Origin of the sequence: Streptomyces javensis, assembly GCF_039525925.1 — a bacterium.
Classification (GTDB): Bacteria; Actinomycetota; Actinomycetes; order Streptomycetales; family Streptomycetaceae; genus Streptomyces; species Streptomyces asiaticus.
Map to the genome: position 1 here is coordinate 174976 of NZ_BAAAIF010000003.1, position 25568 is coordinate 200543.

Genomic DNA, 25568 nt, shown 5'->3' on the forward strand with positions numbered 1-25568 from the left:
ATCTTGGGGATCTTGGTCCAAAACCGTGGACAACTCATCAGTTGTGAATATCCCAGTCACCTAAACCAGTGACTTCCGGAGCGCAGCGTAGCGATTACGTACGGTTACCGCTCAAGCTGTGGAGAGGCGGGACCGCAGGGGCCCGAGGGAGGGGAGCAAGATCTCATGAGAACGCCGAAAAAGCGTCCGGACATGCGACGACCCCCGCCGGGGGGGAGAGCGGGGGTCGTCCCCACGGCCGACTCGGGGGGGGAGGAGTCGGGCCGGGTTAGCACGGTCGCGAACGATCCGTGACTTCCATGGTGTACCCGAGAGCCTTCTCAGGCAAACCCACGCGCCTAAGCTTACGCCGAATGGTGGGCCCTATGCTCGGCGTCGTGGAAAACCACTCCTTGCCTCGGACAGCTGCCTTCTTTGACCTGGACAAGACGGTCATTGCGAAGTCAAGCACTCTCACCTTCAGCAAGTCCTTCTACCGGGGTGGGCTGATCAACCGTCGGGCCGCACTGCGTACCGCCTATGCACAGTTTGTCTTCCTCGCCGGCCGCGCCGATCACGAGCAGATGGAGCGGATGCGCAAGTACCTCTCCGCGCTCTGCCGAGGATGGAATGTCCAGCAGGTCAAGGAGATCGTCGCGGAGACCCTGCACGACCTCATCGACCCCATCATCTACGACGAGGCCGCCTCGCTCATCGAGGAGCATCACACCGCCGGCCGCGATGTGGTGATCGTCAGCACCTCCGGGGCGGAGGTGGTCGAGCCGATCGGCGAGCTCCTGGGCGCGGACCGCGTGGTGGCCACTCGCATGGTCGTCGAGGACGGTGTGTTCACCGGCGAGGTGGAGTACTACGCCTATGGCCCGACCAAGGCGGAGGCGATCGCCGAGTTGGCGGAGTCGGAGGGCTACGACTTGTCGCGCTGTTACGCCTACAGCGATTCGGTGACCGATCTCCCGATGCTGGAGGCGGTCGGCCACCCGCATACGGTCAACCCGGACCGGGCGCTGCGGCGCGAGGCGGCGGCCCGTGGCTGGCCGGTGCTCTCCTTCAACCGCCCGGTGCGGCTGAAGCAGCGCAGGCCCTCACTCTCCATGCCACCGCGCCCGGTTCTCGCCGTGGCGGCGGCCGTCGGCGCGGCCGCCGCCACCGCCGGACTGCTGTGGTACACCAATCGGCGCCGCGCCCTTTATGCCCGCATTTAGGGGTAACAGCAAAGATCTGCGGTGAGGGGTTCCGATTGGCCTCCCGCAGGAGTACAAAGGAATCGACGGCCCGCGAGACCAGGGGTATCCGGGAGGAAACCCCCAGACGCCAAGGCCCCACGGACCGAGCACAGATGCTGAGCACCCACGCGACGTCGACCCGTCGATTACGGGCCAGCCGCACCAGGTGACGGGCAGAAGTTCCCGACCTGATGGGCGAATGAGATTGCACGCATGGTAACCCGGCAGCTGTGCCAGCGGCGGTGCCCATGTGGTACCGCCGCAATTCTTGTCCGGACCGGCCCGCCTTGTCCGACGTCAGGCCGCACGCGCCCCGCCTCAGCCCGCGCCTCTCCGATGTCGGACCGCACCTGTCCGCGTCAGGCCGCCCCGCGCTGAAGCGCCTCGCAGACCGCCGTGGACTCCCGCACCCCGAGCTCAACCGCCCGTCCGCAGTGCGCGATCCACACCGCCATCCCCTCCGGTGTCCCGGACGCATAGCCTTCGAGCGCCGCCATGTACGGCGCGGCGCCCAGCTCCGCGTACCCCACCTCGGCCGGGCAGATGGACTTCGGATCGAGACCGCTGCCGACCAGCACGATCCGCTCGGCCGCCCGCGCCACCAGGCCATTGCGGGAGACAAAGGGCCGCAGGGCGAGCAGTTCGCCATGCACCACCGCCGCCGTCACCAGCGCCGGAGCCTCGCTGCCCGCGAGCAGCAGCCGGGCCAGGCCATCGAGCCGCCCCGCCACCTCGTCCGCGTCCGGCAGCGGCAGATCGGACCCGATCAGCGGCTCGTCCACCGGCTCCCCCGACTGCCGGGGGCGCCCGATCCTCTCGTCGCCCTCCGCACCGCCCGCCGCGACCAGATGCAGCCGGGCCAGCACCCGCAGCGGCGACTGCCGCCAGATGCTCAGCAGCTGCCCCGCCTCTGCGGTCAGCCGCAGCGCCGCCCCCACCGTGCGCGGCTCGCCCTCGGCCCCGAAATCGGTGCGGCGGCGCACCTCTTCCAGCGCCCAGTCCGCACCGGCCAGCGCGGCGGAACCCCGCGCCCCGCGCAACGCCGCCTCGGAGGTGACCTCATTGCTGCGGCGGCGCATCACCCGGTGCCCGTAGACCCGGTCCACGGCCGTCCGTACGGCGTTCACGGACTCAGCCACACCGGGCAGCGCGGCCAGGGTGGCGAGCGGATCAGCTGACGTACTCATGAGTACGACACTACGCACCTCACACCGGGCGCCCCTCGTTGGAGTGGTGTTCTTCACGTAAATCCCTCATGGTCCGGGATCACTCACCTACGCTAGGTGAACATGAAGATCGCTTTCGTAGGCAAGGGTGGAAGCGGCAAGACCACGCTGTCGTCGCTGTTCATCCGCCATCTCGCCACCACCCACGCCCCCGTCGTCGCTGTCGACGCCGATATCAACCAGCATCTGGGTGTGGCGCTCGGACTCGACGAGGCGGAGGCCGCCGCACTGCCCGCGATGGGCGCCCATCTCCCGCTGATCAAGGACTACTTGCGCGGTACGAACCCCCGGATCGCCTCCGCCGAGACCATGATCAAGACCACCCCGCCGGGCGAGGGTTCGCGGCTGCTGCGGCTCGGTGAGGACAACCCCGTCTACCAGGCATGCGCCCGCACCCTGCCGCTCGACAACGGGTCGGTGCGGCTGATGGCGACCGGCCCCTTCACCGAATCCGACCTCGGTGTCGCCTGCTACCACTCCAAGGTCGGCGCGATCGAGCTCTGTCTGAACCATCTGGTCGACGGGCGCGGCGAGTTCATCGTCGTCGACATGACGGCGGGCAGCGACTCCTTCGCCTCCGGTCTCTTCACCCGCTTCGACATGACGTTCCTGGTGGCCGAGCCCACGCGTAAGGGCGTATCCGTCTACCGCCAGTACAAGGAGTACGCCCGCGACTTCGACGTGGCGCTCCGGGTGGTCGGCAACAAGGTGCAGGGCCCGGACGACCTGGACTTCCTCCGTGCGGAGGTGGGCGATGACCTGCTGGTCGCGTTCGGCCACTCCGACTGGGTCCGGGCGATGGAGAAGGGCCGTGCGCCCCGGTTCGAGGAGCTCGAGGAGACGAACCGCGAGGCGCTGCGGACACTACAGGGCGCGGTGGACGCCTCGTACGAGCGGCGCGACTGGCAGCGGTACACCCGCCAGATGGTGCACTTCCATCTGAAGAACGCACAGAGCTGGGGGAACGCGAAGACGGGCGCCGACCTCGCCGCCCAGGTCGACCCCGCCTTCGGGCTGCGGGAGTTCGCGCCGGAGGAGAGCTCGGCGGCTACTCCCGCTCCCGCTTAGCCGTCCGCGTGTGGTGCCCGGACGTCCGCTCATGCGCCGTTTCGCGAGCGGACGTCCGCCACGGCTCGGCTGCCAGGTAGCCCTTCCAGCCGCCCGGTGGCCGCGTCCCGACGTCCAGCACCCGCAGCTTCTCCAGGACGCGGGGGTTCTGCGCGTCCAGCCAGTCGGCCAGCTGCTTGAAGGAGACGCAGCGCACCCCCTGGCGCGGGCAGACCTTCTTGATGACGTCCTCCACGGCGCGCATATACGTTCCGCCGTTCCAGGACTCGAAGTGATTGCCGATGAACAGCGGCGCCCGGTTGCCCTCGTACGCCCGGTCGAAGGCGGCGAGCATGCCGTCGCGCATCGGACGGCCCCAGGTGGAGCGCTTGGGCCGCTTGCCCTTCTCCTTGCGCGGCTTGTTGGCGAGGAAGTTGTAGTCCATGGAGAGCGTCTCGAACGCGCGGCCCGGTACCGGGATCTGCTGGAGCGGGAAGTCCCAGATGCCGTGGATCTTGCGAGGCCAGATCTGAAGACCGCCGGGTGAGCTCGCGTCATAGCGCCAGCCCAGCTTCGCGGCCGCCCGGATCAGGTTCTTCCGCCCCTGGAGACAGGGGGCGCGACCGCCCACGAGCTCCTTGTCGTAGTCGAAGGGGAGCGGCTTCTCGTGCTCCAGACCCGCGTTGGTCCTCCAGTTCTCGACGAACGACTCGGCCTGCTGGATCTCGCTGATCCACTCCCGCGCCGACCAGGTGCCGACTCCGCGGCGGCGTCCGCAGAAGTGGCCGTTGAAGTGGGTGCCGATCTCATTGCCGTCCAGCCAGGCGCCGCGGAGCTGCCCCACCGTGGCCCTGATGCCCTCGACGTCGTTGAAGCCGATCGACGAGGCGCCGCGCCGATGCTCGGGCGGATCGTAGAGGTACCGCTTCTCCGCGGGCAGCAGATACACCCCGCTGAGGAAGTACGTCATCGTCGCGCCGTACTTCTTGCCGACCGCGCGGAAGTGGGAGAACAACTTCTGCTTGTCCTGGCCGGCGCCGTCCCAGGAGAAGACGACGAACTGCGGTGGCTTCTCGCCCGGTTCGAGCGGCTCGGCCTTCGGCTGATGGGGCTGGGGGCCGGTGTCGGAGGTCGATCCGTCGCCGATGAGCCGAATCACCTTCGGAGCCTTGTCCGGATGGATCGACGCCCCCGGCCCCTTCCGCGGGCTGTCCCTGTCGTGGCCCGAGCCCGCGGTTCCGCCCGGTCCATGGGTCTGGGGGGAGTCTTCCGAGCAGCCGACCGGCACGGAGAGCGCCACCGCCGCGGCCAGCAGTGCAGTGACGTTTCTTCTGGTCCATCCGCCTCCTCTGGCCCTCATATCGCCACCTCGTTCCTCGCGTCGCGCCCTGACCCGGGAGGCCCGCCGGATAGGAGCAAACCTCGCATGGAGGGAGAAAAAGACAGAGGATGACAAGGCGTTTTACATGACTATTCACCCTATAGACGGAATACCGGCTCACTCACCCCCAAAAGACTTCCCAGCGACTTTACTCGGCATTACGATTCATTTACCAACGCTTGGAAGTAAGTACCGCAGTACGCCGTGACCCACGGCCGCGCGCCTATCCGCGACCGAAGCCCCGGAGGAGACGGGAATGTTGAAGCTCTTGGACAGGGTCCACCGCGTCTCCCGCCTCGGACACGGAGATCTCTCCGCCTCGGCCGCCCTCTTCCGGTTCGCCGTTCCTCTCTCACTGGGCATCGCCTCCGTCTCGCTGGGCATCGCGTCGACCCGCGGTGCCTCGCTCCGGGCCGGACTCATGACCGCAGCCGTGGCCCTCGCGGTCGTCCTCCTCGCGGTGCTCCTCCGGCCCTCGGGCTCCCGGCATGCTTCAGCCCCCCGGCACCCCTCGCGCTCCGGGCACCCCTCGAGCTCCCGGCACCCCTCGAGCTCCGGGCGGCCTTCGGGCTCCGGGCGAGTGGCGCGCTCCGGACGAGCGGCGGCCGATGGACGGGCGGCGCGGCGGGTCGCGGAGGCGGACGACGCCCGGGCCTGCCGACCGTGGACACCGTGGCGCGATCACCACTGCACCCGCCCGGCCCCGGCCGCCGTGGGCGTCGGGGTGAGCGTCGCCACCGGCGGGGACGCGGGCGGTCAGCTGATCGGCGGGGTGAGCGCGTTCCAGCGCCATACGGCACCGCTGGTCCGAGAGGAGCTGGCCCGGCTGGCACGGGAGGGGCAGCGGCCCAGCCAGCTGTTCCTCACCTGCGCCGACTCCCGCCTGGTGACCAGCATGATCACCTCCAGTGGCCCCGGCGATCTGTTCACCGTGCGCAATGTCGGCAATCTGGTGCCACCACCGGGCACCGATGACTCCTGTGACTCGGTGGGGGCGGCGATCGAGTACGCGGTGGAGGTGCTGAAGATCAGTAGCATCACGGTGTGCGGCCACTCCGGATGCGGTGCGATGCAGGCGCTGCTCGACTCATCGGCGCCGGTCCGCACACCGCCCCGGCCCGGTGCGTCCCCCGGCACGGCCGAGCCATCCCACGCAGCCGAACCATCCGCCGGACCTAGGGCGCCCTCCGACGGGGCGCTCTCCGACGGACCCGGGGCGTCCTCCAACGGGGGCCGGACGCCGCTGGAGCGGTGGTTGCGCCACGGCAGACCAGCGCTGGCGCGGATGGAGCGGATCGGTCGGCTGGGGCGCGGCGAGGTCGCCCTTTCGAACCGGGCGATCGCCGACGACGCGGAGCGGCTGGCGCTGGTCAATGTGAGACAGCAGCTCGGCCATCTGATGGAGCACGGCTGTGTGGCACGACGGGTGGCGGAGGGTGGGCTGGCGCTGCACGGCATGTATTTCCACGTGGCGGAGGCCCAGGCGTATGTCCTGGACACGGGCACGGGGAGGTTTCTGCCCGTCCGCCCGGACCATGGCGCGCCGATGCCCGTCTGCCTCGCCACCACGGCGGCGCCCACCCGGCTTGGAAGCGGCCGTTCCGGCGTGGCGGAGCGGGGCAGCGACCCCGCCCAGGGCGCCCTGGAGCTGGGACGGTGACATACGCGACGACAGGTCTAAACCAATTTTCGGCGACAGCCCTTGTCAGGGTGTGCCGTTGGCTGATGAGCTATGGCCTGGGACACAACGGACACCCTGGGAATGGGAGATGTCGTGAGTAACGAGAGCCTGGCCAACCTTCTTCGGGAGGAGCGTCGCTTCGCGCCGCCCGCCGAGCTGACCGCGAACGCCAATGTCACGGCCGAGGCGTATGAGCGGGCGAAGGTGGACCGCCTGGGCTTCTGGGCCGAGCAGGCCCGTCGGCTGTCCTGGGCGACCCCGCCGACCGAGACACTCGACTGGTCGAACCCGCCCTTCGCGAAGTGGTTCGCCGACGGCAAGCTCAATGTGGCGTACAACTGCGTCGACCGGCACGTCGAGAACGGCCTGGGCGACCGGGTGGCGCTCCACTTCGAGGGCGAGCCCGGTGACACCCGCTCCCTCACCTACGCCGAGCTACAGCGGGAGGTCTCCCAGGCGGCCCACGCACTCACCGAGTTGGGGGTCCAGGCGGGCGACCGGGTCGCCATCTATATGCCGATGATCACGGAGACCGTGGTCGCGATGCTGGCCTGCGCCCGCATCGGCGCCCCGCATTCGGTGGTCTTCGGCGGCTTCTCGGCCGACGCTCTCGCCACCCGTATCCAGGACGCCGACGCCCGGGTCGTCATCACCGCCGACGGCGGCTACCGCCGTGGCAAGCCGTCCGCGCTCAAGCCCGCCGTCGACGAGGCGCTCACCCGGCCCGGCACCGAGAACGTGCGCAGTGTGCTGGTCGTCCGCCGCACCGGCCAGGAGGTGGACTGGAGCGAGGGCCGCGACGTCTGGTGGCACGAGATCGTGGAGCGCCAGCCGGAGCAGCACACCCCCGAGCCGTTCGACGCCGAGCACCCGCTGTTCATCCTCTACACCTCGGGCACGACCGGTAAGCCGAAGGGCATCCTGCACACCTCCGGCGGCTACCTCACCCAGGTCTCGTACACCCACCACGCCGTCTTCGACCTCAAGCCGGAGACGGATGTCTTCTGGTGCACGGCGGACGTCGGCTGGGTCACCGGCCACTCGTACATCGTCTACGGACCGCTCTCCAACGGCGCCACCGAGGTGCTCTACGAGGGCACCCCGGACACCCCGCACCAGGGCCGCTGGTGGGAGATCGTCCAGAAGTACGGGGTCACCATCCTGTACACCGCTCCGACCGCGATCCGCGCCTGCATGAAGTGGGGCGACGACATCCCGGCCAAGTTCGACCTCTCCTCGCTGCGGATCCTCGGCTCGGTCGGCGAGCCCATCAACCCCGAGGCGTGGGTCTGGTACCGCAAGCACATCGGCGCGGACACCACTCCCGTCGTCGACACCTGGTGGCAGACAGAGACCGGCGGCATCATGATCAGCCCGCTGCCGGGCGTCACCGCCACCAAGCCCGGTTCGGCCCAGGTCGCGCTGCCGGGCATCGCCGCCACCGTCGTGGACGACGAGGCCAATGAGGTGCCGAACGGCCATGGCGGCTATCTGGTGCTCACCGAGCCGTGGCCGTCCATGCTCCGCACCATCTGGGGCGACGACCAGCGCTACCTGGACACCTACTGGTCCCGCTTCGACAAGCGCTACTTCGCGGGCGACGGCGCCAAGAAGGACGACGACGGTGACGTCTGGCTGCTCGGCCGGGTCGACGATGTGATGCTGGTCTCCGGCCACAACATCTCCACGACCGAGGTCGAGTCGGCGCTCGTCTCGCACCTCAAGGTCGCCGAGGCGGCGGTCGTCGGCGCCACCGACCCGCAGACCACCCAGGCCATCTGCGCGTTCGTCATCCTGCGCGGCGGCGCGGCCGAGGACGAGGGCCTGGTCGAGGAGTTGCGGGCGCATGTGGCCAAGCAGCTCGGCCCGATCGCCAAGCCCAAGAAGATCCTGCCGGTGGCCGAGCTGCCCAAGACCCGCTCCGGCAAGATCATGCGCCGTCTGCTGCGCGATGTCGCCGAGAACCGGGCGCTGGGCGATGTCACCACGCTCACCGACTCCTCCGTCATGGAGCTGATCCAGAGCAAGCTGCCCTCCGCCCCCAGCGAGGACTGACCCCGCCACCGGGGTCAGCAGTACGTACCGCACGACATACGAGGGGCGCTCCCGCTTGGCGGGGGCGCCCCTCACGCTGGGCCGACTGCCGCAGGTGGCGGTCACGGGCGCCGGGCGGCCGTCGCAGGTGGCTGCCGCAGGTGGCTGTCGCGTAAAAATTGCGACAAGATGATGGACAGGAGCGCCGGGAAGTCTGGTCGGCATACGCCATACGTGTATCCGCACCTCGACCCACCCAGGAGGCCCGCCCGTGGCCGCGCCCACCAGCCGTAAGTTCCTAGGACGCCTGTCGCTGCCCGAGCGGACGTTCGTCGTCGACGCGCTGCGCACCGAGACCGTCGGCGGTGTGATCCTCCTGGTGGCCGCCATCGCGGCGCTGATCCTCGCCAACACCCCGCTCAGCGGCGTCTACGGCGACATCAGGGACTTCTCCTTCGGCCCCCAGGCGCTGCATCTGCGTCTCTCGGTCGCCTCCTGGGCCACCGACGGCCTGCTGACGATCTTCTTCTTCGTCGCCGGTATCGAGCTCAAGCGCGAGCTGGTCGCCGGCGAGCTTCGCGACCCCAAGGCCGCCGCGCTGCCCGTGATCGCCGCCGTCTGCGGCATGGCCGTGCCCGCGCTCGTCTATGTCATCGTCAGCGCGAGCGGCGGTGGCGGCCTCAAGGGCTGGGCCGTGCCGACCGCCACCGACATCGCCTTCGCGCTCGCCGTCCTCGCCGTGATCGGCACCGCGCTGCCCGCCGCGCTGCGCGCCTTCCTGCTCACCCTCGCGGTCGTCGACGACCTCGGCGCGATCATCATCATCGCGATCTTCTTCACCCAGCACATCAACTTCATCGCCCTGATCCTGTCGGTCGCCGCGCTCGCCCTCTTCTGGCTGCTGCACCGCAAGGGCGTCCGGACGGCCTGGATATATGTCCCGCTCGCCGTGGTGATCTGGGCGCTGATGCACGCCAGTGGTGTGCATGCCACCATCGCCGGCGTCGCGATGGGCCTGATGCTGCGCTGCACCGTACGGGAGGGTGAGGAGCGCTCCCCCGCCGAGCGCGTGGAGCACCGGGTGCGCCCGGTGTCGGCGGGGGTGGCGGTGCCGCTGTTCGCGCTGTTCGCGGCCGGGGTGCCGCTCTCCGGCGGCGCCGTGGCGGATGTCTTCACCCGCCCGGAGACGCTAGGCGTCGTCCTCGGTCTCGTCGTGGGCAAGGCGGTCGGCGTCTTCGGCGGCTCCTGGTGCGCCGCCCGCTTCACCAGGGCCGAGCTGAACGAGGACCTGGCCTGGGCCGATGTCTTCGCCGTGGCCGCCCTCGCCGGAATCGGCTTCACCGTCTCCCTCCTCATCGACGAACTCGCCTTCTCCGGCGATCCCACACTCGCCGAGGAGGTCAAGGCGGCGGTCCTCATCGGCTCGCTGACCGCCGCCCTGTTCGCCGGGATCCTCCTCAAGCTGCGCAACACCAAGTACCAGCGGCTGTGTCAGGAGGAGGAGCGGGACGAGGACATGGACGGCATCCCGGACGTCTATGAGCTCGACAGCCCCGCGTACCACCTGCGGATGGCCGCCATTCACGAGGCAAAGGCCGCCGAGCACCGGCGGCTTGCCGAAGTGGCTGCCACGAACGACTCCGGCGACGATGGTCCGGCATGATCTGAGAGGCTTGACACCCGCAGAAATGCGCAGAAGACGTAGCAAGCACTGCGGAAGACAGAGCGAACACTGACGGCGTAACAAGCACGCACGACACACGAAGCACTGACGGCGCAGCACGAGCGCAAGACGCACAAGACACGAGCGGTAAGACGCACAAGAGCAGAGGGAGATGGCGATGAGCGCAGCCGACGACGGCGGCAACCGCAGCCTCGGCCAGCTGGTGGCGACGGCGACCACCGAGCTGTCGGCGCTGGTGCACGACGAGATCGCGCTGGCCAAGGCCGAGCTCCGGGTGGGGGCCAAGAAGGCCGCGGTCGGCAGCGGCGCGGGGATGGCGGCCGGGGTGCTGCTGCTGTTCTCGCTGCCGGTGCTGAGTTTCGCCCTCGCCTACGGAATGCGCTCGTGGACCGGCCTCGGCCTCGCCTGGTGCTTCCTGATCGTGGGCGGGATCTACTGGCTGTTCGCCGGGATCCTGGGTCTGCTGGCGCTGCTGAAGTTCAAGAAGGTCAAGGCCCCGAAGCGGTCGATCTCCTCGTCCAAGGAGACGGCAGCCGTACTGGGGAGCGTCAAGCCGCATCCGCGTGCCGGGAGCAATGGCGGACGCCCCGCGCGGGATGTGACACGCTCGTCGGCATGACCGCCCCTGATACCTCCGCGTCGGTCGTACGGCTCGACGGCCCCTGGACCCACCGGGATGTCGCGGCCAACGGCGCGCGCTTCCACATCGCCGAGCAGGGTGACGGCCCGCTGGTGCTGCTGCTGCACGGCTTCCCGCAGTTCTGGTGGACCTGGCGGCACCAGTTGCCCGCGCTCGCCGACGCCGGCTACCGCGCGGTCGCGATGGATCTGCGCGGGGTGGGCGGCAGCGACCGTACGCCGCGGGGTTACGACCCGGCCAACCTCGCCCTCGACATCACCGGTGTGATCCGCTCGCTGGGCGAGCCGGACGCCGCGCTCGTCGGCCATGACCTGGGCGGATACCTGGCGTGGACGGCCGCCGTGATGCGACCGAAGCTGGTGCGGCGGCTCGCGGTGGCCTCGATGCCGCACCCCCGCCGCTGGCGCTCGGCGATGGTCGCGGACGTCAAGCAGAGCGCCGCCGGTTCCCATATCTGGGGCTTCCAGCGGCCCTGGCTGCCCGAGCGCCAGTTGGTCGCGGACGACGCGGCGGCCGTGGGGCGGCTGCTCCGGGACTGGTCCGGACCGCGGCTGCCCGAGGACGAGGCGGTGGAGGTCTACCGGCGGGCGATGTGCATCCCCTCGACCGCGCACTGCTCGATCGAGCCGTACCGCTGGATGGTGCGGTCGCTGGCACGGCCGGACGGCTTCCAGTTCAACCGGCGGATGAAGCGGCCGGTGCGGGTGCCGACCCTGCATCTGCACGGGTCACTCGACCCGGTGATGCGCACCCGCAGCGCGGCGGGCTCCGGGGAGTATGTCGAGGCCCCCTACCGCTGGCGGCTCTTCGACGGGCTCGGCCACTTCCCGCACGAGGAGGACCCCCGGGCCTTCACCACCGAGCTGATCAACTGGCTGAAGGACCCCGAACCCGACCGCTGAGCGTCATCGGACGTACGCATTCCGACCACGTCCGCACGGGCGAGCGAACATCTGTTTTTCGAACAGCCAATTGCCTGGAGCATAGGCCAATTGCCGCAGCCAGCGGCGATTACGGACCTTGGGTCAGGGGCACACACCGAGGTATGGGCTGGACGCACGACTACCGTGACGCACCAAACAGCCGCGGCCCCGAGGCCGCCGCTACTGCCAATGCCGCGCTGAGTGTTTCCGAGCGGGGCGGCTCCGGGCCTACCCAAGGCCATGACCCGAACATCGGGATTCCCCGCATCATCCGCCGCCGGGCCCGGTGGGTCTCGGCGCGACTGCGCCATCCACGCAGCCGCTAGCAGTATCCCGGGCGCGGCCCGGGGCCACAGCGACACCGGAAACTAGAGGGCACACCCCTGGCTGTCCACCGGCTGGTCGGCCGTGCGCCCCTTCTGGATGTCCTCGCTCACCTCGTCCGCCGTCAGCGCGTATCCGGTGTTGGCGTCGTCGAGGGACTTGGCGAAAACCACGCCGTACACCCGCCCCTGCGGGGTGAGCAGCGGACCGCCGGAGTTGCCCTGCCGCACCGTCGCGTACAGCGAGTACACATCGCGGTGCACGGTGGAGCGGCGGTAGATGTCGGGGCCATTGGCCTCGATACGGCCGCGGACCCGGGCCGCGCGCACATCGAAGGCGCCGTTCTCCGGGAAACCGGCGACGATCGCGCCATCACCACTGCGCGCGTCGTCCTGCGCGAACTGTAGCGCCGGGGCCTGTAGCGAGGGCACATCGAGGACCGCGATATCGCGCTTCCAGTCGTAGAGCACGACCTTGGCGTCGTAGAGCCGGCCCTCGCCGCCTATCTGCACGGTCGGGTCGCTGACGCCGCCGACCACGTGGGCGTTGGTCATGACCCGGTTCGGGGCGAACACGAAGCCGCTGCCCTCGAGGACCTTGCCGCAGCTGGGAGCGGTGCCGACGACCTTGACGATGCTCTCCTGCGCCCTCGTGGCCACCGGGGACCGGGCGAGCGCGGGGTCGGGCTGCGGCACCGAGGTGATCGGCTCGTTGGCGAAGGGCGAGAAGACCTGCGGGAAGCCGTTCTGCGCGAGAACGGACGAGAAGTCGGTGAACCAGGTGTTCGCCTCTTCGGGAACGACGCGGGAGACCCCGAGCAGCACCTTGGAGTCACGGACCTCCCTGCCCAGCGTGGGCAGCGAGGTCTGGGCCACCAGGGAGCCGATCAGCCAGGCCACCAGCAGCATCGCCAGGACGTTCACCAGCGCGCCGCCGGTCGCGTCCAGGGCGCGCGCCGGTGACCAGGTGATGTACCGCCGCAGCTTGTTCCCCAGGTGGGTGGTGGCCGCCTGGCCGACCGAGGCGCACACGATCACCAGGACGATCGCCACCACGGCGCCGACGGTGCCGGGGGATGCCTTGTCGTCGGTGGTGCCGTCCCATATGAGGGGCAGCAGATAGATCGCGATCAACCCACCTCCGATGAACCCCGTCACCGACAGCACGCCGACGACGAAACCCTGGCGGTAGCCGACGATCGCGAACCACACGGCGGCGAGAAGCAACAGGATGTCCAGCACATTCACCGGAACACCGTCTCACGCGCGCCAGTCGAGTGGGACGCGCTTGGCCCGGTCCCACGGTCGCTCCCACCCCGCGTAATGCAGGATGCGATCGATCACTCCGGCGGTGAAACCCCAGACCAGAGCGGATCCCACCAGGAAGGCGGGCCCTCGGTGGCCGCTGGGGTGGACGGTGGTGGCCCGGTTCGCCGGGTCCGTGAGATCCGCCACGGGAACCGTGAAGACCCGGGCCGTCTCGGCGGGGTCCACCGGGCCGACCGGGGTGGGCCGGCGCCACCAGCCCAGCACCGGGGTGACGACGAAGCCGCTCACCGGGATGTAGAGCCGCGGCAGCACCGCGAAGACCTGGACCCCCGAGGGATCGAGCCCGGTCTCCTCCTCGGCCTCGCGCAGCGCCGCGCGCAGCGGGCCCTCCTCCTCCGGATCGCCGTCCTCCGGGTCGAGGGCACCGCCGGGGAAGGAGGGCTGGCCGGCGTGCGAGCGCAGCGAGCCGGAGCGCTCCATGAGCAGCAGCTCCGGGCCGCCGGGGCCCTCACCGAAGAGCACCAGCACGGCGGAGGGACGGCCTCCGCCCTGCGCGGGTGGCAGAAACCGGCTCAGCTGGCGCGGCTCGATCGTCTCGGCCAGCCGGGCCACCGGGAGCAGCCACTCCGGCAGCCCCTGGGCGCTGACCTCCACATCCCCGTAGGTGCTCGTCACTCGGCGGCTCCCAGGGGGGCGGCGGGACGGCCGGGGTAGTCCGACGGCGGGCGCAGGCGCTGGCCCGGCTGGCCGCCCATCTCGTACTTCAGCAGCTTCTTCGCCTTGTCCGGGTCGGTCTCGCCCTCCCCGTACGCCGGGCAGAGCGGGGCGATCGGGCAGGCGCCGCACGCGGGCTTGCGGGCGTGGCAGACGCGGCGGCCGTGGAAGATGATGCGGTGCGAGAGCATCGTCCACTCGCTCTTGGGGAAGAGCGCGGCGATCTCGGCCTCGACCTTCTCGGGGTCCTCCTGGGCGGTCCACTTCCAGCGCCGCACCAGCCGCCCGAAGTGGGTGTCCACGGTCAGGCCCGGCACCCCGAAGGCGTTGCCGAGCACCACATTGGCCGTCTTACGGCCGACACCCGGCAGGGTGACCAGGTCCTGGAGCCGGCCCGGGACCTCGCCGCCGAAGCGGTCCCGGAGGGCGGCGGACAGGCCGAGCAGCGATTTGGCCTTGGCACGGAAGAAGCCGGTGGGCCGGATCAGCTGCTCCAGGGCCTCCGGGTCGGCGGCGGCCATGTCCTCGGGCGTCGGATACGCGGCGAAGAGCGCGGGGGTGGTCTGGTTGACCCGCAGATCGGTCGTCTGGGCCGAGAGGACCGTGGCCACCAGCAGCTGGAACGAGTTCTCGAAGTCCAGCTCGGGATGGGCGTACGGATACACCTCGGCGAGCTCGCGGTTGATGCGCCGGGCGCGGCGGACGAGGGCAAGCCGGGACTCGGGACGGGCGCTCTTCGAGCCCTTGACCGATTTATGTGATTTCGAGGCTTCTGTCGAGTCAGCTGATTCTTGTTCGCCCACAGCGGAATTACGAGGTGCGGTCACCCGTCCGGCCCCCTTGCCCTGTGCTCTCACCGGCCTATTGGACACCCGGCCAGCCTAAGCCCACCCACTGACATCCGGCCCGGCCACCGCGAAGAGGCCCCCAATCGGACCCCTGCCGCACAGCTCGGCAGGCCAGTGCGTCAAACTTGTGATTGATCGCACTGTTTTACCGTCCGGCATCATGGGGACGTCGGTCCCCTGTGCATGTCGACAAGGAGAGACTCGTGGACGACGTTCTGCGGCGCGCCCCGCTCTTCGCGGCGCTCGATGACGAGCAGGCCGCTGAGCTGCGCGCCTCCATGGGAGAGGTCACCCTCGCGCGGGGTGACGCGCTCTTCCACGAAGGGGACCCCGGCGATCGCCTGTACGTGGTCACCGAGGGCAAGGTGAAGCTCCACCGCACCTCTCCCGACGGCCGCGAGAACATGCTGGCCGTGCTCGGCCCCGGCGAGCTGATCGGCGAACTGTCGCTCTTCGACCCGGGCCCGCGCACCGCCACCGCCACCGCCCTCACCGAGGTCAAGCTGCTCGGCCTCGGCCACGGCGATCTCCAGCCGTGGCTGAACGCCCGGCCCGAGGTCGCCTCCGCGCTGCTGCGCGCGGTCGCCCGGCGCCTGCGCAAGACCAACGACCAGATGTCCGACCTGGTCTTCTCCGATGTTCCGGGCCGGGTCGCCAGGGCCCTGCTGGACCTGTCGCGCCGCTTCGGCGTGCAGTCGGAGGAAGGCATCCACGTCGTCCACGACCTGACCCAGGAGGAGCTGGCCCAGCTGGTCGGCGCCTCCCGCGAGACCGTCAACAAGGCGCTCGCCGACTTCGCGGGCCGCGGCTGGCTGCGGCTGGAGGCGCGCGCGGTGATCCTGCTGGACGTCGAGCGGCTGGCCAAGCGCTCCCGCTGACGCCGGACGGAACACGAAGACCGACCGTAAGGGGCCCGCCGGATTCCGGCGGGCCCCTTACGGCGCTCATGAAATGGCCCAACCCTCAGCGGTCAGATCAGCCCGTGCTCACGCAGATAGTCCAGCTGGGCCCGGACCGACAGCTCCGCCGCCGGCCACAGGGAGCGGTCCACGTCCGCGTACACACGGGCCACGACCTCCGAAGGCGTCCGGTAGCCGTCCTCGACCGCCGTCTCCACCTGTGCGAGCCGGTTGGCGCGATGCGCGAGGTAGTACTCCACGGCGCCCCGGGCGTCGTTCAGCACCGGCCCGTGGCCCGGCAGCACGGTGTCCACCCCGTCGTCCACCGTCAGCGAGCGCAGCCGCCGCAGCGAGTCCAGATAGTCGCCGAGCCGCCCGTCCGGATGCGCGACGACGGTCGTTCCCCGCCCGAGCACCGTGTCGCCCGTAAGGATCGCGCCATCGGCCGGAAGGTGGAAGGACAGCGAGTCGGCGGTGTGGCCGGGCGTGGGCACCACCCGCAGCTCCAGGCCGCCGGTGGTTATGACGTCCCCCAGCTCCAGCCCCTCGTCCCCCAGCCGCAGCGCCGGATCCAGCGCCCTTACGGACGTCCGCGTCAGCTCCGCGAAGCGCGCCGCGCCCTCCGCGTGGTCCGGGTGGCCATGGGTGAGCAGCGTCTGCGCCACCCGCCGGCCCGCCCGCTCGGCGGTGGCGATGACCTCCTCGAGGTGGGCGTCGTCCAGCGGCCCGGGGTCGATGACGACGGCGAGGTCGGAGTCGGGCTCGGCGACGATCCAGGTGTTGGTGCCGTCCAGGGTCATGGGCGAGGCGTTCGGCGCCAGGACGCAGACGGCCCGGTCGGTGGCCGGGCCGCCGATGGTGCCCCCGCGCGGCTGGCCGGGCAGAGCGGATGCGTACGTCATGCGGAAGGTCCCCCCGTGGCTCCCGGGATGTGCTTGGTGAACTCCTCATGGCCCGGCCAGCTCAGCACCAGCTCCCCGTTCTCCACCCGCGCCCGGGCCAGGACCGGCGTCAGATCCCGGTCCGTCGCGGCGGCCAGCGCGTCGGCGACCGAGCCGTAGTCCGCGAGCTGGCGCAGCGTCGCGATCGTGGGCGGCATCATCAGCAGCTCGCCCCGGTCGTAGCCGTCGGCCGCGTCACCCGGGCGGATCCAGACGGTCCGGTCCGCCTCCGTGGAGGCGTTACGGGTGCGCTGCCCCCGCGGCAGCGCAGCCACGAAGAACCAGGTGTCGTAGCGGCGCGGTTCGAACTCCGGGGTGATCCAGCGCGCCCAGCAGTTCAGCAGGTCCGAGCGGAGTACGAGCCCCCGGCGGTCCAGGAACTCCGCGAAGGACAGGTCCCGGGCGACCAGCGCCGCGCGGTCCGCCTCCCAGTCGTCCCCCGTCGTGTCCGCGACCACGGTGTGCGGCGTCGGGCCCGCGAGCAGCACCCCCGCCTCCTCGAAGGTCTCGCGGACCGCCGCGCACACGATGGCCTGCGCCTGCGTGCCCTCGCCCGGGTCCAGGCCCAGCCGCCGCGCCCACTGTGCCCGCGAGGGGCCGGCCCAGGTGACCATCCGCTCGTCGCGCGGGTCCACGGAGCCGCCCGGATAGGCGTACGCGCCTCCGGCGAAGGCCATGGAGGCGCGTCTGCGCAGCATGTAGACGGCGGGGCCGACGGCCCCTCCCGCCGGGTCCGGCAGGCCCTCTGGGGGCGTTTCAGCGCCTTCCGCGGCCGCCGCGGGCTGCGGCGCCCCGGCGGACTCCCGCGCCGCGCCGGGCCGCCCCGCCGCGCCGAACTCGTCCGGTGTGTGCTCCCCGTCCCCGCCCTGTGTGTCCTGTGCGTCCCGTGGTGCGTCCTGCCCGGCCGTTCCGCACGGTCCGTCCCGCAACAGCAGGACGGTGGCGGCCCGGCGCGGTGTCACCGGTGTGAGCTCACCGGCCGACAGGAGCCGGATCCGCTCTGGCCACTCGGGTGGATACCACTGGCCATTCGTAGTGGACATGGCCGGATGCTATGCGCTTACGGGCTGATGTTCGAGTGGCCCTCGCGGCGCCACGCCGGGGCGGGTCCGCGCACCGGCCGTCACAACCGGTCCGCGTCCACGTATGTCTGCCCGTGCGCCCACCGGTGTCTTCCCGTGCGCCCACCGGCCCGCCGACGGGACCACCCGTGGGGCCGCCCATGGGGCCCGCCCCATGGGACCGCTCGCCGGTCCGCGACTCCGGCGTCCGCTAGTCCGCCACCTCGACCTGGATCTCGACCTCGACCGGCGCGTCCAGGGGCAGCACCGCCACGCCCACCGCGCTGCGCGCGTGCACGCCCGCGTCGCCCAGGGCCTCGCCCAGCAGCTCGCTCGCGCCGTTGATGACACCCGGCTGGCCGGTGAAGTCCGGCGCGGAGGCGACGAAGCCGACCACCTTGACGACCCGCACGATCCGGTCGAGGTCGCCGACGACCGACTTCACGGCGGCCAGCGCGTTCAGCGCACAGGTGCGCGCCAGGTCCTTGGCCTCCTCGGGGGTGACCTCCGCGCCGACCTTGCCGGTCACGCCCAGCTTCCCCTCGACCAGCGGCAGCTGACCCGAGGTGTAGACGTACGGGCCGGTGCGGAGCGCGGGCACATAGGAGGCCAGGGGCGCCGCGACCGCGGGCAGCGTCAGGCCGAGCCCGGCGAGCCTGCCCTCGACCGTGCCGCCCGCCATCAGCCCTTCTCCCGCTTCAGGTAGGCCACCAGCTGCTCCGGGTTCGGGCCGGGGACCACCTGGACCAGCTCCCAGCCGTCCTCGCCCCAGGTGTCCAGAATCTGCTTCGTGGCGTGCACGAGCAGCGGTACGGTCGCGTATTCCCACTTGGTCATGGGGCCGACTGTAATGCCTCTCCGCCGGGCCCTGGTGCGTAGGGCGAGGGGGGACTGGTTAGGCTCCCCACTGTGAGCAGGCTCCATGTCGTCAGTGGCAAGGGCGGAACCGGCAAGACCACGGTCGCCGCCGCACTCGCGCTGGCCCTAGCGGCCGATGGCAGGCGCACCCTGCTGGTGGAGGTCGAGGGCCGCCAGGGCATCGCGCAGCTCTTCGAGACGGAGCCGCTGCCCTACGAGGAGCGGAAGATCGCCACCGCGCCGGGCGGCGGGGAGGTGCACGCCCTGGCGATCGATCCGGAGTTCGCACTCCTGGACTACCTCCACATGTTCTACAAGCTGGGCTCGGCCGGACGCGCCCTCAAGAAGCTCGGCGCGATCGACTTCGCGACCACCATCGCCCCGGGGCTGCGGGACGTCCTGCTGACCGGCAAGGCGTGCGAGGCGGTGCGCCGTAAGGGCAAGGACGGGGGCTTCGTCTACGACTCCGTGGTCATGGACGCGCCGCCCACCGGCCGCATCACCCGCTTCCTGAACGTCAACCACGAGGTGGCCGGGCTGGCCAGGACCGGCCCGATACACAATCAGGCCCAGGCCGTGATGCGCGTCCTGAAGTCCCCCCAGACCGCGGTCCACATGGTGACCCTGCTGGAGGAGATGCCGGTCCAGGAGACCGCGGACGGCATCGCCGAGCTGCGCGCCGACGGCCTTCCGACGGGCGGGGTCATCATCAACATGGTCCGGCCCGCGATCCTCGACCACGAGGCCGTCGAGGTGGCCGCCAACGGGCAGCGCGCGGCCGTCGCCAAGGCGCTCTCCCAGGCGGGCCTGGGCGGCGCGCGCCGTGGCGGCATGGCCGAGCGGCTGGTCGACCCGCTGCTGGAGCAGGCCCGCGAGCACGCCGAGCGGGTGGCACTGGAACGGGCGCAGCGCGCCGAGCTGACCGGGCTGGGTCTGCCGCTGCACGAGTTGGAGCTGCTCACGGACGGCATCGACCTGGCCGGGCTGTACCGGCTCGCGGCGGATCTGCGCAAGCAGTGGCCGGCGTGAGCGGCGCCCGCCGTAAGGGCGCCACGGACGACGAGTCGTACGCAGGAGGCGGCATGAGCATGGACGTGGCACCCCGGCTGGACATCGACGTCCTGCTGGACGATCCGCAGACCCGCATCGTGGTGTGCTGCGGCTCCGGTGGCGTCGGTAAGACCACCACCGCCGCCGCCCTGGGCGTACGGGCCGCCGAGCGCGGCCGTAAGGTCGTCGTCCTCACCATCGACCCGGCCCGCCGGCTCGCGCAGTCCATGGGCATCGACGCGCTGGACAACATCCCGCGCCGGGTGGAGGGCATCGGCGGCGGGAACGGCGGCGAGCTGCACGCCATGATGCTCGACATGAAGCGGACGTTCGACGAGTTCGTGGAGGCGCACGCCGACCCCGAGCGTGCCCGGGCGATCCTCGCGAACCCCTTCTACCAGTCGCTCTCGGCCGGTTTCGCGGGCACGCAGGAGTACATGGCCATGGAGAAGCTCGGCCAGCTCCGGGCCCGCGACGAATGGGACCTGATCGTCGTCGACACCCCGCCCAGCCGATCGGCGCTGGACTTCCTGGACGCGCCGAAACGTCTCGGCTCCTTCCTGGACGGGAAGTTCATCAAGGTCCTGATGGCCCCGGCCAAGGTGGGTGGCAAGGCCGGGATGAAGTTCCTGAACGTGGGCGTCTCGATGATGACGGGCACGGTCAGCAAGGTGCTCGGCGGGCAGCTGATGCGCGACGTCCAGACGTTTGCTGCCGCGATGGACACCATGTTCGGCGGATTCCGTACTCGCGCGGAGGCCACCTACCGGCTCCTACAGGCTCCGGGTACGGCCTTCCTCGTGGTGGCCGCGCCCGAGCGGGACGCCCTTCGGGAGGCCGCGTACTTCGTGGAACGGCTGGCCGCGGACCAGATGCCGCTGGCCGGACTGGTGCTGAACCGGGTGCACGGCAGCGGTGCCGAACAACTGTCGGCGGAACGTGCGTTGGCCGCGGCGGAGATCCTGACCCTGGCGGGCGATCCCGTGGATCCGGACGATGCGCTCGCGAACGCCGCGGAGGGAAGCGATCCGGCCAAGAACGGCGGCGAGGCAGAAAATCTTGCCGAGGGCGGATTTGTCGATCCCCCCTCAGGGAATGCTCAAGCGCGGAACCCCTCGGCAGCGGACCCCGACGTCTCCCCCACGTCGGCGGACTCGTCGGCGGAGCGGCTCGCCGCGGGACTGCTTCGGCTGCACGCGGAGCGTATGCAGGTGCTCGGACGCGAGCAGCGCACACACGACCGCTTCACAGCGCTCCACCCCGAGGTTCCGGTGGCCCAAGTGGCCGCACTCCCTGGCGACGTACACGACTTGGCAGGGCTGCGGGCGATCGGTGAACGCCTCGCGGTCCCGCCGGAGCGGACCAATCGCGTGGCGGGCTGAGTCGGTGCCCGCCGGGCGGTCGGCCGCCCGCGCATGGATGGAGACGCACGACACCACGACAGAGAGCACGCAAAGCGAACAGCGGCGGCGATGATGGACCGCATGGCGCGCGGGCGCCCGCAGCCGGGCATCGGGCTTAGGGCCTCGGGCTTGCCTCAGGTTCCGGCGAACGCGTCCGCCCGGCGGCGGCCCTACGGCACGCACAGGCAGACCCACGCCCCAGACGCGGGTAGGCCACAGTCACCGGCGGCCGACAGTCACCGGTGGCCGAGGGCGTAACCGGTAGCCGAAAGCGGGGCACCAGTGGCCCAGGCGGCGGGCCAACCCCCGGCTGGCGGGGACCTGTTAGCCATGTCACACCGGGCCATGCCGCACCAGGCACGCCACAGGAGGCATGCCGCAAGGAGGCCAGGTCACCCCGAGGCCGTGTCATACGCGCCCCCATAGCCCCACGGCCGACCGCGGCTCTGGCCGCGGTCGTGCTCGGAGGCGTGCGCGTACCCGTACCCGCCCCTGACGAGGCGCGCCCGTACTCGCACCCCCACTCGTGCCGAGACGAGAGGTGGGTGAGGTGATGATGAGGCGAGACGTTCACACCGGCAGGCATCAGCGCAGGTCAACCAAGGTCAACCCAGCGACCGTCAATCCAGCAGGCCGTCAGCCCGGCAGGCCGTCAACCCAGCAGGCCGTCAGCCGACCACCGGTGGACCGCCGTCCGGTCTATCCGACCGCGGCGAAGCGCTCGTAGTCCTCGTCGTCGAAGGGCAGAATCCCCGCGCTGCGCTCGTACTCGATGCGCGCGGTCTCCAGGAGCCTGCGCCAGGAGGTCACCGTCGGTCGGCGGCGCAGCAGTGCTCGCCGCTCGCGCTCGGTCATCCCTCCCCACACACCGAACTCCACGCGGTTGTCCAAGGCATCCGCAAGGCACTCGGTGCGCACCGGGCATCCGGTGCAGACCGCTTTGGCCCTGTTCTGTGCCGCGCCCTGGACGAACAGTTCATCTGGATCAGTAGTGCGGCAGGCGGCCTGCGCACTCCAGTCGGTTACCCAGCCCATGCTGGCGCCGTCCTCTCCCGAATCGGAGCTCCCCCACGGCGACAAACGGCATATTCACCGTCGCCAGTTGAGGACGTTACGGAAGCGAGACACAGCGCAACACCCCCTGCGGGCCCAATCTTGGATGGTCCGAACGGACTATGGGTACGCGGCAGATCACCCAACGGAGTGAGCTGGTGACATTTGCGATTACTAGTGCAAACCAGGGCAGTTCACGCACCGAACAGCGGGCAGCTCAGGACAGGGGCCGCAATCCGGGCAGGTCTCATCACTCACTTGAGTGAGGGTGGGGGTGTGGCTCAGCCACACAGCTGTGACTGGCGTGAAACAGCTTATGCGAATGCCCGGTCCCCTGTCCGGCGATTCGAGACGTAGGCTGCGTCCTATGGGAAACACGCGCTCGAGCGGGGGGCTGTCCACCGCTCAACAGGCCGCCAAGTTCCTCGGCGTCAGCGCGCTGGCCGGTGCCGTGATGGCCGGGCTCGCGCTTCCCGCCGTCGGGGCGCTCGGCCTGGCGGCCAAGGGAACGGTCGAGGAGTTCGACGGAATTCCGGCCAATCTCAAGACACCGCCGCTCAGCCAGCGGACCACGATCCTGGACGCCAAGGGCGGGGAGATCGCGAAGGTCTACTCCCGCGACCGGACGATCGTGAAGCTGAACGACATCTCCCCGTACATGCGGCAGGCGATCGTCGCGATCGAGGACGCCCGCTTCTACGAGCACGGGGCGATCGACCTCAAGGGCGTGCTCCGCGCGGTCAACAGCAACGCGCAGGACGGCGGGGTCTCCCAGGGCGCCTCCACCCTGACCCAGCAGTATGTGAAGAACGTGTTCGTCGAGGAGGCGGGCGACGACAAGGAGAAGGTCGCCCAGGCCACCCGGCAGTCCATAGGCCGCAAGATCAAGGAACTGAAGTACGCGATCAAGGTCGAGAAGGAACTGGGCAAGAAGCGGATCCTCGAGAACTACCTGAACATCACCTTCTTCGGGCAGCAGGCGTACGGCATCGAGGCGGCCTCCCAGCGCTACTTCAGCAAGTCCGCCAAGGATCTGAAGCTGGAGCAGGCGGCGCTGCTGGCCGGTCTCGTCCAGTCGCCCAGCCGCTACGACCCGATCAACGCCCCGAAGTCCGCCAAGGCGCGCCGCGACACCGTTCTGCGGCGCATGGCCGAGGTGAAGGACATCACTCCGGCGCAGGCCGCCGCGGCGCAGAAGAAGCCGCTCGGGCTCAAGGTCAGCATGCCCAGGAGCGGCTGCATCACAGCCGTCAAGGGCGCCGGGTTTTTCTGTGACTACGTCCGCGAGACCCTGCTGAACGACCCGACCTTCGGCAAGACGGCGGAGGCGCGCGCCAAGCGGTGGACCCAGGGCGGTCTGACGATCCGCACGACGCTCGACCCGCAGGCCCAGGAGTCGGTCCAGAAGTCGATCAAGAAGCATGTCTACCAGTCCGACCCGGTGGCCACCGCGGTGACGCTGGTCGAGCCGGGCACCGGCAAGGTGCTCGGGATGGGCCAGTCCAGGCCGTACGGCTTCGGTGAGAACGAGACCCAGATCAACCTGTCCGCGGACAAGTCCATGGGCGGCTCGAACTACGGCTTCCAGGTCGGCTCCACGTTCAAGCCGATCACCGCGGCGGCCGCCATCGAGCAGGGCAAGAAGCCGTACCAGCGCTACTCCTCGCCGTACAAGATGAAGTACCCGAGCCCGGTCACCACCTGCAAGGGCACCTGGAGCAACGACGAGGGCGCGACGGTCGAGAACGAGAACGAGAAGGAGGTCGGCCCGTACGGGATGAAGGAGGCGACCGCCAAGTCGGTCAACACCTACTTCGTCCAGCTGATCAGCGACATCGGGGTCTGCCCGGTGACGCAGATGGCCGACAAGATGGGGGCGAAGCGGGCCGACGGCCAGGAGCACAACCAGGTGCCCTCCGTCACCCTCGGCTCCGAGGGCTTCTCGCCGCTGACGATGGCCAACGCCTACGCGACCTTCGCCAACCGCGGTGTCTACTGCTCGCCGGTCTTCATCGAGTCGATCACCGGCCCCGGCGGCAAGAAGCTGAAGGTGCCGCAGTCGAAGTGCTCCCGCGCGATGTCGGAGAAGACCGCGGACACCATCAACAAGCTGCTGCGCGGAGTGGTCGAGGACGGCACCGGCAAGCAGGCCGGGCTCCAGAGCCGCCCGAGCGCCGGTAAGACGGGTACGACGGACGAGCGCAGGGCCGCGTGGTTCGTCGGCTACACCCCGAACATGGCCGGTGCGGTGTGGGTCGGCGGCCCGGGCCCCAAGGGCGTCAAGATGGAGAACATCACCATCGGCGGCGTCCCGCACGACAAGGTCTACGGCGCGGACACCCCCGGCCCGATCTGGAAGGACGCGATGAGCGGCGCGCTGGACGGCAAGGAGGCGCCGAACTTCGTGAACGTCCAGATAGAGGACCCGAACCAGCGCAAGCCCCACGACCGCAAGAAGCCGGGCGACCACAAGCCGGGCCGCGACAGGGGCAACGACCACAGCGCCAACGGCGGCCAGGACAACCCGTGGCCGGACATCTCCCTGCCCCCGGACCTGATCGGCGGCGGCAATGGGAATGGCGGTAACGGCAATGGGAATGGCGGCTGGAACTTTCCGCGGTAGCGGTGGCGTGTGATGGAGCGCCGAAGGGGGCCGGACGAAGATGTCCGGCCCCCTTCTTGTGCGCGCGCCCAATGGCGGATGTGCGCACCCAATGGCGGACCACATGGCGCACACACTGCACACAGCTCATAACACAAAGCGACAAGACGCCCTCCGGGCGCGGCTTACCCGCCCGCGAGCTGCCGCTTCACCGCGGCGGCGACCCTGCCGCCCTCCGCCCGTCCGGCGATCTTCGGGTTCACGATCTTCATCACGGCGCCCATGGCCCGCTGCCCCTCCGCGCCACCTGCCGCGGCCTCCCGCACGGCTTCGGCCACCAGGGCGTTCAGCTCGTCGTCCGTAAGGGGCTTCGGCAGATACTCGGCGAGCACCTCGCCCTCCGCCTTCTCCCGCTCGGCCTGCGCGGCGCGTCCACCCTTCTCGAACGCCTCGGCGGCCTCACGGCGCTTCTTGGCCTCCCGCGCGACGATCTTCTCCACCTCGGCGTCGGACAGCTCACGTGCGCTCTCGCCCGCGACCTCTTCCTTGGTGATCGCGGTGATGGTGAGCCGGAGAGTCGAGGAGCGCAGCTCGTCGCGCGCCTTGATCGCCGCGGTGAGATCGTCCTGAAGCCTGGACTTGAGCGTGGTGGTCATGGCGTCGAGTGTGCCAGCACTGGCCGGGAATCACCCGAAGATTTCTCCCCCC

General features: G+C 70.2%; 22 protein-coding genes and 1 pseudogene. 12 read left to right on the forward strand and 11 right to left on the reverse strand.

The window, feature by feature from the left end:
• Positions 1-365 precede the first annotated feature (365 nt).
• Positions 366-1202 (forward strand): HAD family hydrolase, encoded by an 837-nt coding sequence (locus ABD329_RS04860; RefSeq protein WP_182467671.1) that lies wholly within the window; start codon positions 366-368, stop codon positions 1200-1202.
• 380 nt (positions 1203-1582) lie between these two features.
• Here ABD329_RS04860 and ABD329_RS04865 read toward each other — a convergent pair whose 3' ends face one another.
• Entirely contained in the window at positions 1583-2410 is an 828-nt protein-coding gene (locus ABD329_RS04865; protein WP_198276003.1) for a Fic family protein, read from the reverse strand.
• 102 nt (positions 2411-2512) lie between these two features.
• Here ABD329_RS04865 and ABD329_RS04870 point away from each other — a divergent pair, with 102 nt between their 5' ends.
• The gene (locus ABD329_RS04870; protein WP_198276002.1) at positions 2513-3517 is read left to right on the forward strand and encodes an ATP-binding protein; all 1005 of its coding nucleotides are present in this window, start codon (positions 2513-2515) and stop codon (positions 3515-3517) included.
• Here the strand turns inward: ABD329_RS04870 and ABD329_RS04875 are convergent.
• Positions 3498-4856 carry a polysaccharide deacetylase family protein gene (locus ABD329_RS04875; protein ID WP_198276001.1) on the reverse strand — a complete coding sequence of 453 codons (1359 nt, stop codon included), beginning with the start codon at positions 4854-4856 and terminating at the stop codon, positions 3498-3500. The genes ABD329_RS04870 and ABD329_RS04875 overlap by 20 nt on opposite strands.
• Before the next feature lie 595 nt (positions 4857-5451).
• On the opposite strand from ABD329_RS04875, the pseudogene ABD329_RS04880 reads away from it, so the two are divergent.
• The 6 genes and pseudogenes from ABD329_RS04880 to ABD329_RS04905 form a co-directional block, all read left to right on the forward strand.
• A pseudogene (locus tag ABD329_RS04880) lies at positions 5452-6537 on the forward strand (carbonic anhydrase); the annotation flags it as partial.
• 114 nt (positions 6538-6651) lie between these two features.
• Complete coding sequence (acs, locus tag ABD329_RS04885) at positions 6652-8613, forward strand: acetate--CoA ligase (RefSeq protein ID WP_198275999.1); 1962 nt, start codon at positions 6652-6654, stop codon at positions 8611-8613.
• A gap of 250 nt (positions 8614-8863) precedes the next feature.
• On the forward strand, positions 8864-10255 hold the full coding sequence (gene nhaA, locus ABD329_RS04890) for a Na+/H+ antiporter NhaA (protein ID WP_198275998.1): 1392 nt from the start codon (positions 8864-8866) through the stop codon (positions 10253-10255).
• 178 nt (positions 10256-10433) lie between these two features.
• Positions 10434-10895: a phage holin family protein gene (locus tag ABD329_RS04895; RefSeq protein ID WP_020870223.1), complete on the forward strand. Its 462-nt coding sequence runs from the start codon at positions 10434-10436 to the stop codon at positions 10893-10895.
• On the forward strand, positions 10892-11818 hold the full coding sequence (locus ABD329_RS04900; protein ID WP_198275997.1) for an alpha/beta fold hydrolase: 927 nt from the start codon (positions 10892-10894) through the stop codon (positions 11816-11818). Before ABD329_RS04895 ends, ABD329_RS04900 begins: the two co-directional genes overlap by 4 nt.
• A 143-nt stretch (positions 11819-11961) precedes the next feature.
• On the forward strand, positions 11962-12165 hold the full coding sequence (locus ABD329_RS04905; protein WP_075200444.1) for a hypothetical protein: 204 nt from the start codon (positions 11962-11964) through the stop codon (positions 12163-12165).
• A gap of 42 nt (positions 12166-12207) precedes the next feature.
• Here ABD329_RS04905 and ABD329_RS04910 read toward each other — a convergent pair whose 3' ends face one another.
• The 3 genes from ABD329_RS04910 to nth are packed head-to-tail and all read right to left on the reverse strand — an operon-like array spanning position 12208 to position 14972.
• Entirely contained in the window at positions 12208-13410 is a 1203-nt protein-coding gene (locus ABD329_RS04910) for a MarP family serine protease (protein WP_198275996.1), read from the reverse strand.
• A 12-nt stretch (positions 13411-13422) separates the two neighbouring features.
• The gene (locus ABD329_RS04915) at positions 13423-14106 is read right to left on the reverse strand and encodes an NUDIX hydrolase (RefSeq protein ID WP_198275995.1); all 684 of its coding nucleotides are present in this window, start codon (positions 14104-14106) and stop codon (positions 13423-13425) included.
• Entirely contained in the window at positions 14103-14972 is an 870-nt protein-coding gene (gene nth / locus ABD329_RS04920) for an endonuclease III (RefSeq protein ID WP_198275994.1), read from the reverse strand. The genes ABD329_RS04915 and nth overlap by 4 nt, the downstream gene beginning before the upstream one ends.
• A 224-nt stretch (positions 14973-15196) precedes the next feature.
• On the opposite strand from nth, the gene ABD329_RS04925 reads away from it, so the two are divergent.
• A complete protein-coding gene (locus ABD329_RS04925) occupies positions 15197-15871 on the forward strand; it encodes a Crp/Fnr family transcriptional regulator (protein WP_014061749.1) in 675 nt (224 codons plus the stop codon).
• A gap of 92 nt (positions 15872-15963) precedes the next feature.
• Here the strand turns inward: ABD329_RS04925 and ABD329_RS04930 are convergent, their stop codons facing one another.
• From ABD329_RS04930 to sp36, 4 genes are all read right to left on the reverse strand, one after another.
• Positions 15964-16794 (reverse strand): MBL fold metallo-hydrolase, encoded by an 831-nt coding sequence (locus ABD329_RS04930; protein WP_198275993.1) that lies wholly within the window; start codon positions 16792-16794, stop codon positions 15964-15966.
• Positions 16791-17876 carry an NUDIX hydrolase gene (locus tag ABD329_RS04935; protein WP_198275992.1) on the reverse strand — a complete coding sequence of 362 codons (1086 nt, stop codon included), beginning with the start codon at positions 17874-17876 and terminating at the stop codon, positions 16791-16793. The genes ABD329_RS04930 and ABD329_RS04935 overlap by 4 nt, the downstream gene beginning before the upstream one ends.
• A gap of 229 nt (positions 17877-18105) precedes the next feature.
• On the reverse strand, positions 18106-18576 hold the full coding sequence (locus tag ABD329_RS04940) for a RidA family protein (protein ID WP_198275991.1): 471 nt from the start codon (positions 18574-18576) through the stop codon (positions 18106-18108).
• The gene (gene sp36 / locus ABD329_RS04945; protein WP_020870215.1) at positions 18576-18731 is read right to left on the reverse strand and encodes a Sp36 family protein; all 156 of its coding nucleotides are present in this window, start codon (positions 18729-18731) and stop codon (positions 18576-18578) included. The genes ABD329_RS04940 and sp36 overlap by 1 nt, the downstream gene beginning before the upstream one ends.
• Positions 18732-18803: 72 nt before the next feature.
• On the opposite strand from sp36, the gene bagA reads away from it, so the two are divergent.
• Together bagA and bagB are read left to right on the forward strand one after the other, a co-directional pair.
• Entirely contained in the window at positions 18804-19781 is a 978-nt protein-coding gene (gene bagA / locus ABD329_RS04950) for an ATPase BagA (RefSeq protein WP_086884995.1), read from the forward strand.
• Between the two features lie 53 nt (positions 19782-19834).
• On the forward strand, positions 19835-21184 hold the full coding sequence (gene bagB / locus ABD329_RS04955; RefSeq protein ID WP_198276007.1) for an ATPase BagB: 1350 nt from the start codon (positions 19835-19837) through the stop codon (positions 21182-21184).
• A gap of 720 nt (positions 21185-21904) precedes the next feature.
• Here the strand turns inward: bagB and ABD329_RS04960 are convergent.
• Positions 21905-22240, reverse strand: coding sequence for a WhiB family transcriptional regulator (locus ABD329_RS04960; protein WP_020870211.1), 336 nt, complete (start codon positions 22238-22240; stop codon positions 21905-21907).
• A 385-nt stretch (positions 22241-22625) separates the two neighbouring features.
• Between ABD329_RS04960 and ABD329_RS04965 the strand changes: the two genes are divergently transcribed.
• Positions 22626-24881, forward strand: a complete 2256-nt coding sequence (locus tag ABD329_RS04965) for a transglycosylase domain-containing protein (RefSeq protein ID WP_198275990.1) — start codon at positions 22626-22628, stop codon at positions 24879-24881.
• A 164-nt stretch (positions 24882-25045) separates the two neighbouring features.
• Here the strand turns inward: ABD329_RS04965 and ABD329_RS04970 are convergent, their stop codons facing one another.
• Positions 25046-25516: a GatB/YqeY domain-containing protein gene (locus tag ABD329_RS04970; RefSeq protein WP_198275989.1), complete on the reverse strand. Its 471-nt coding sequence runs from the start codon at positions 25514-25516 to the stop codon at positions 25046-25048.
• Between the last annotated feature and the right edge of the window lie 52 nt (positions 25517-25568).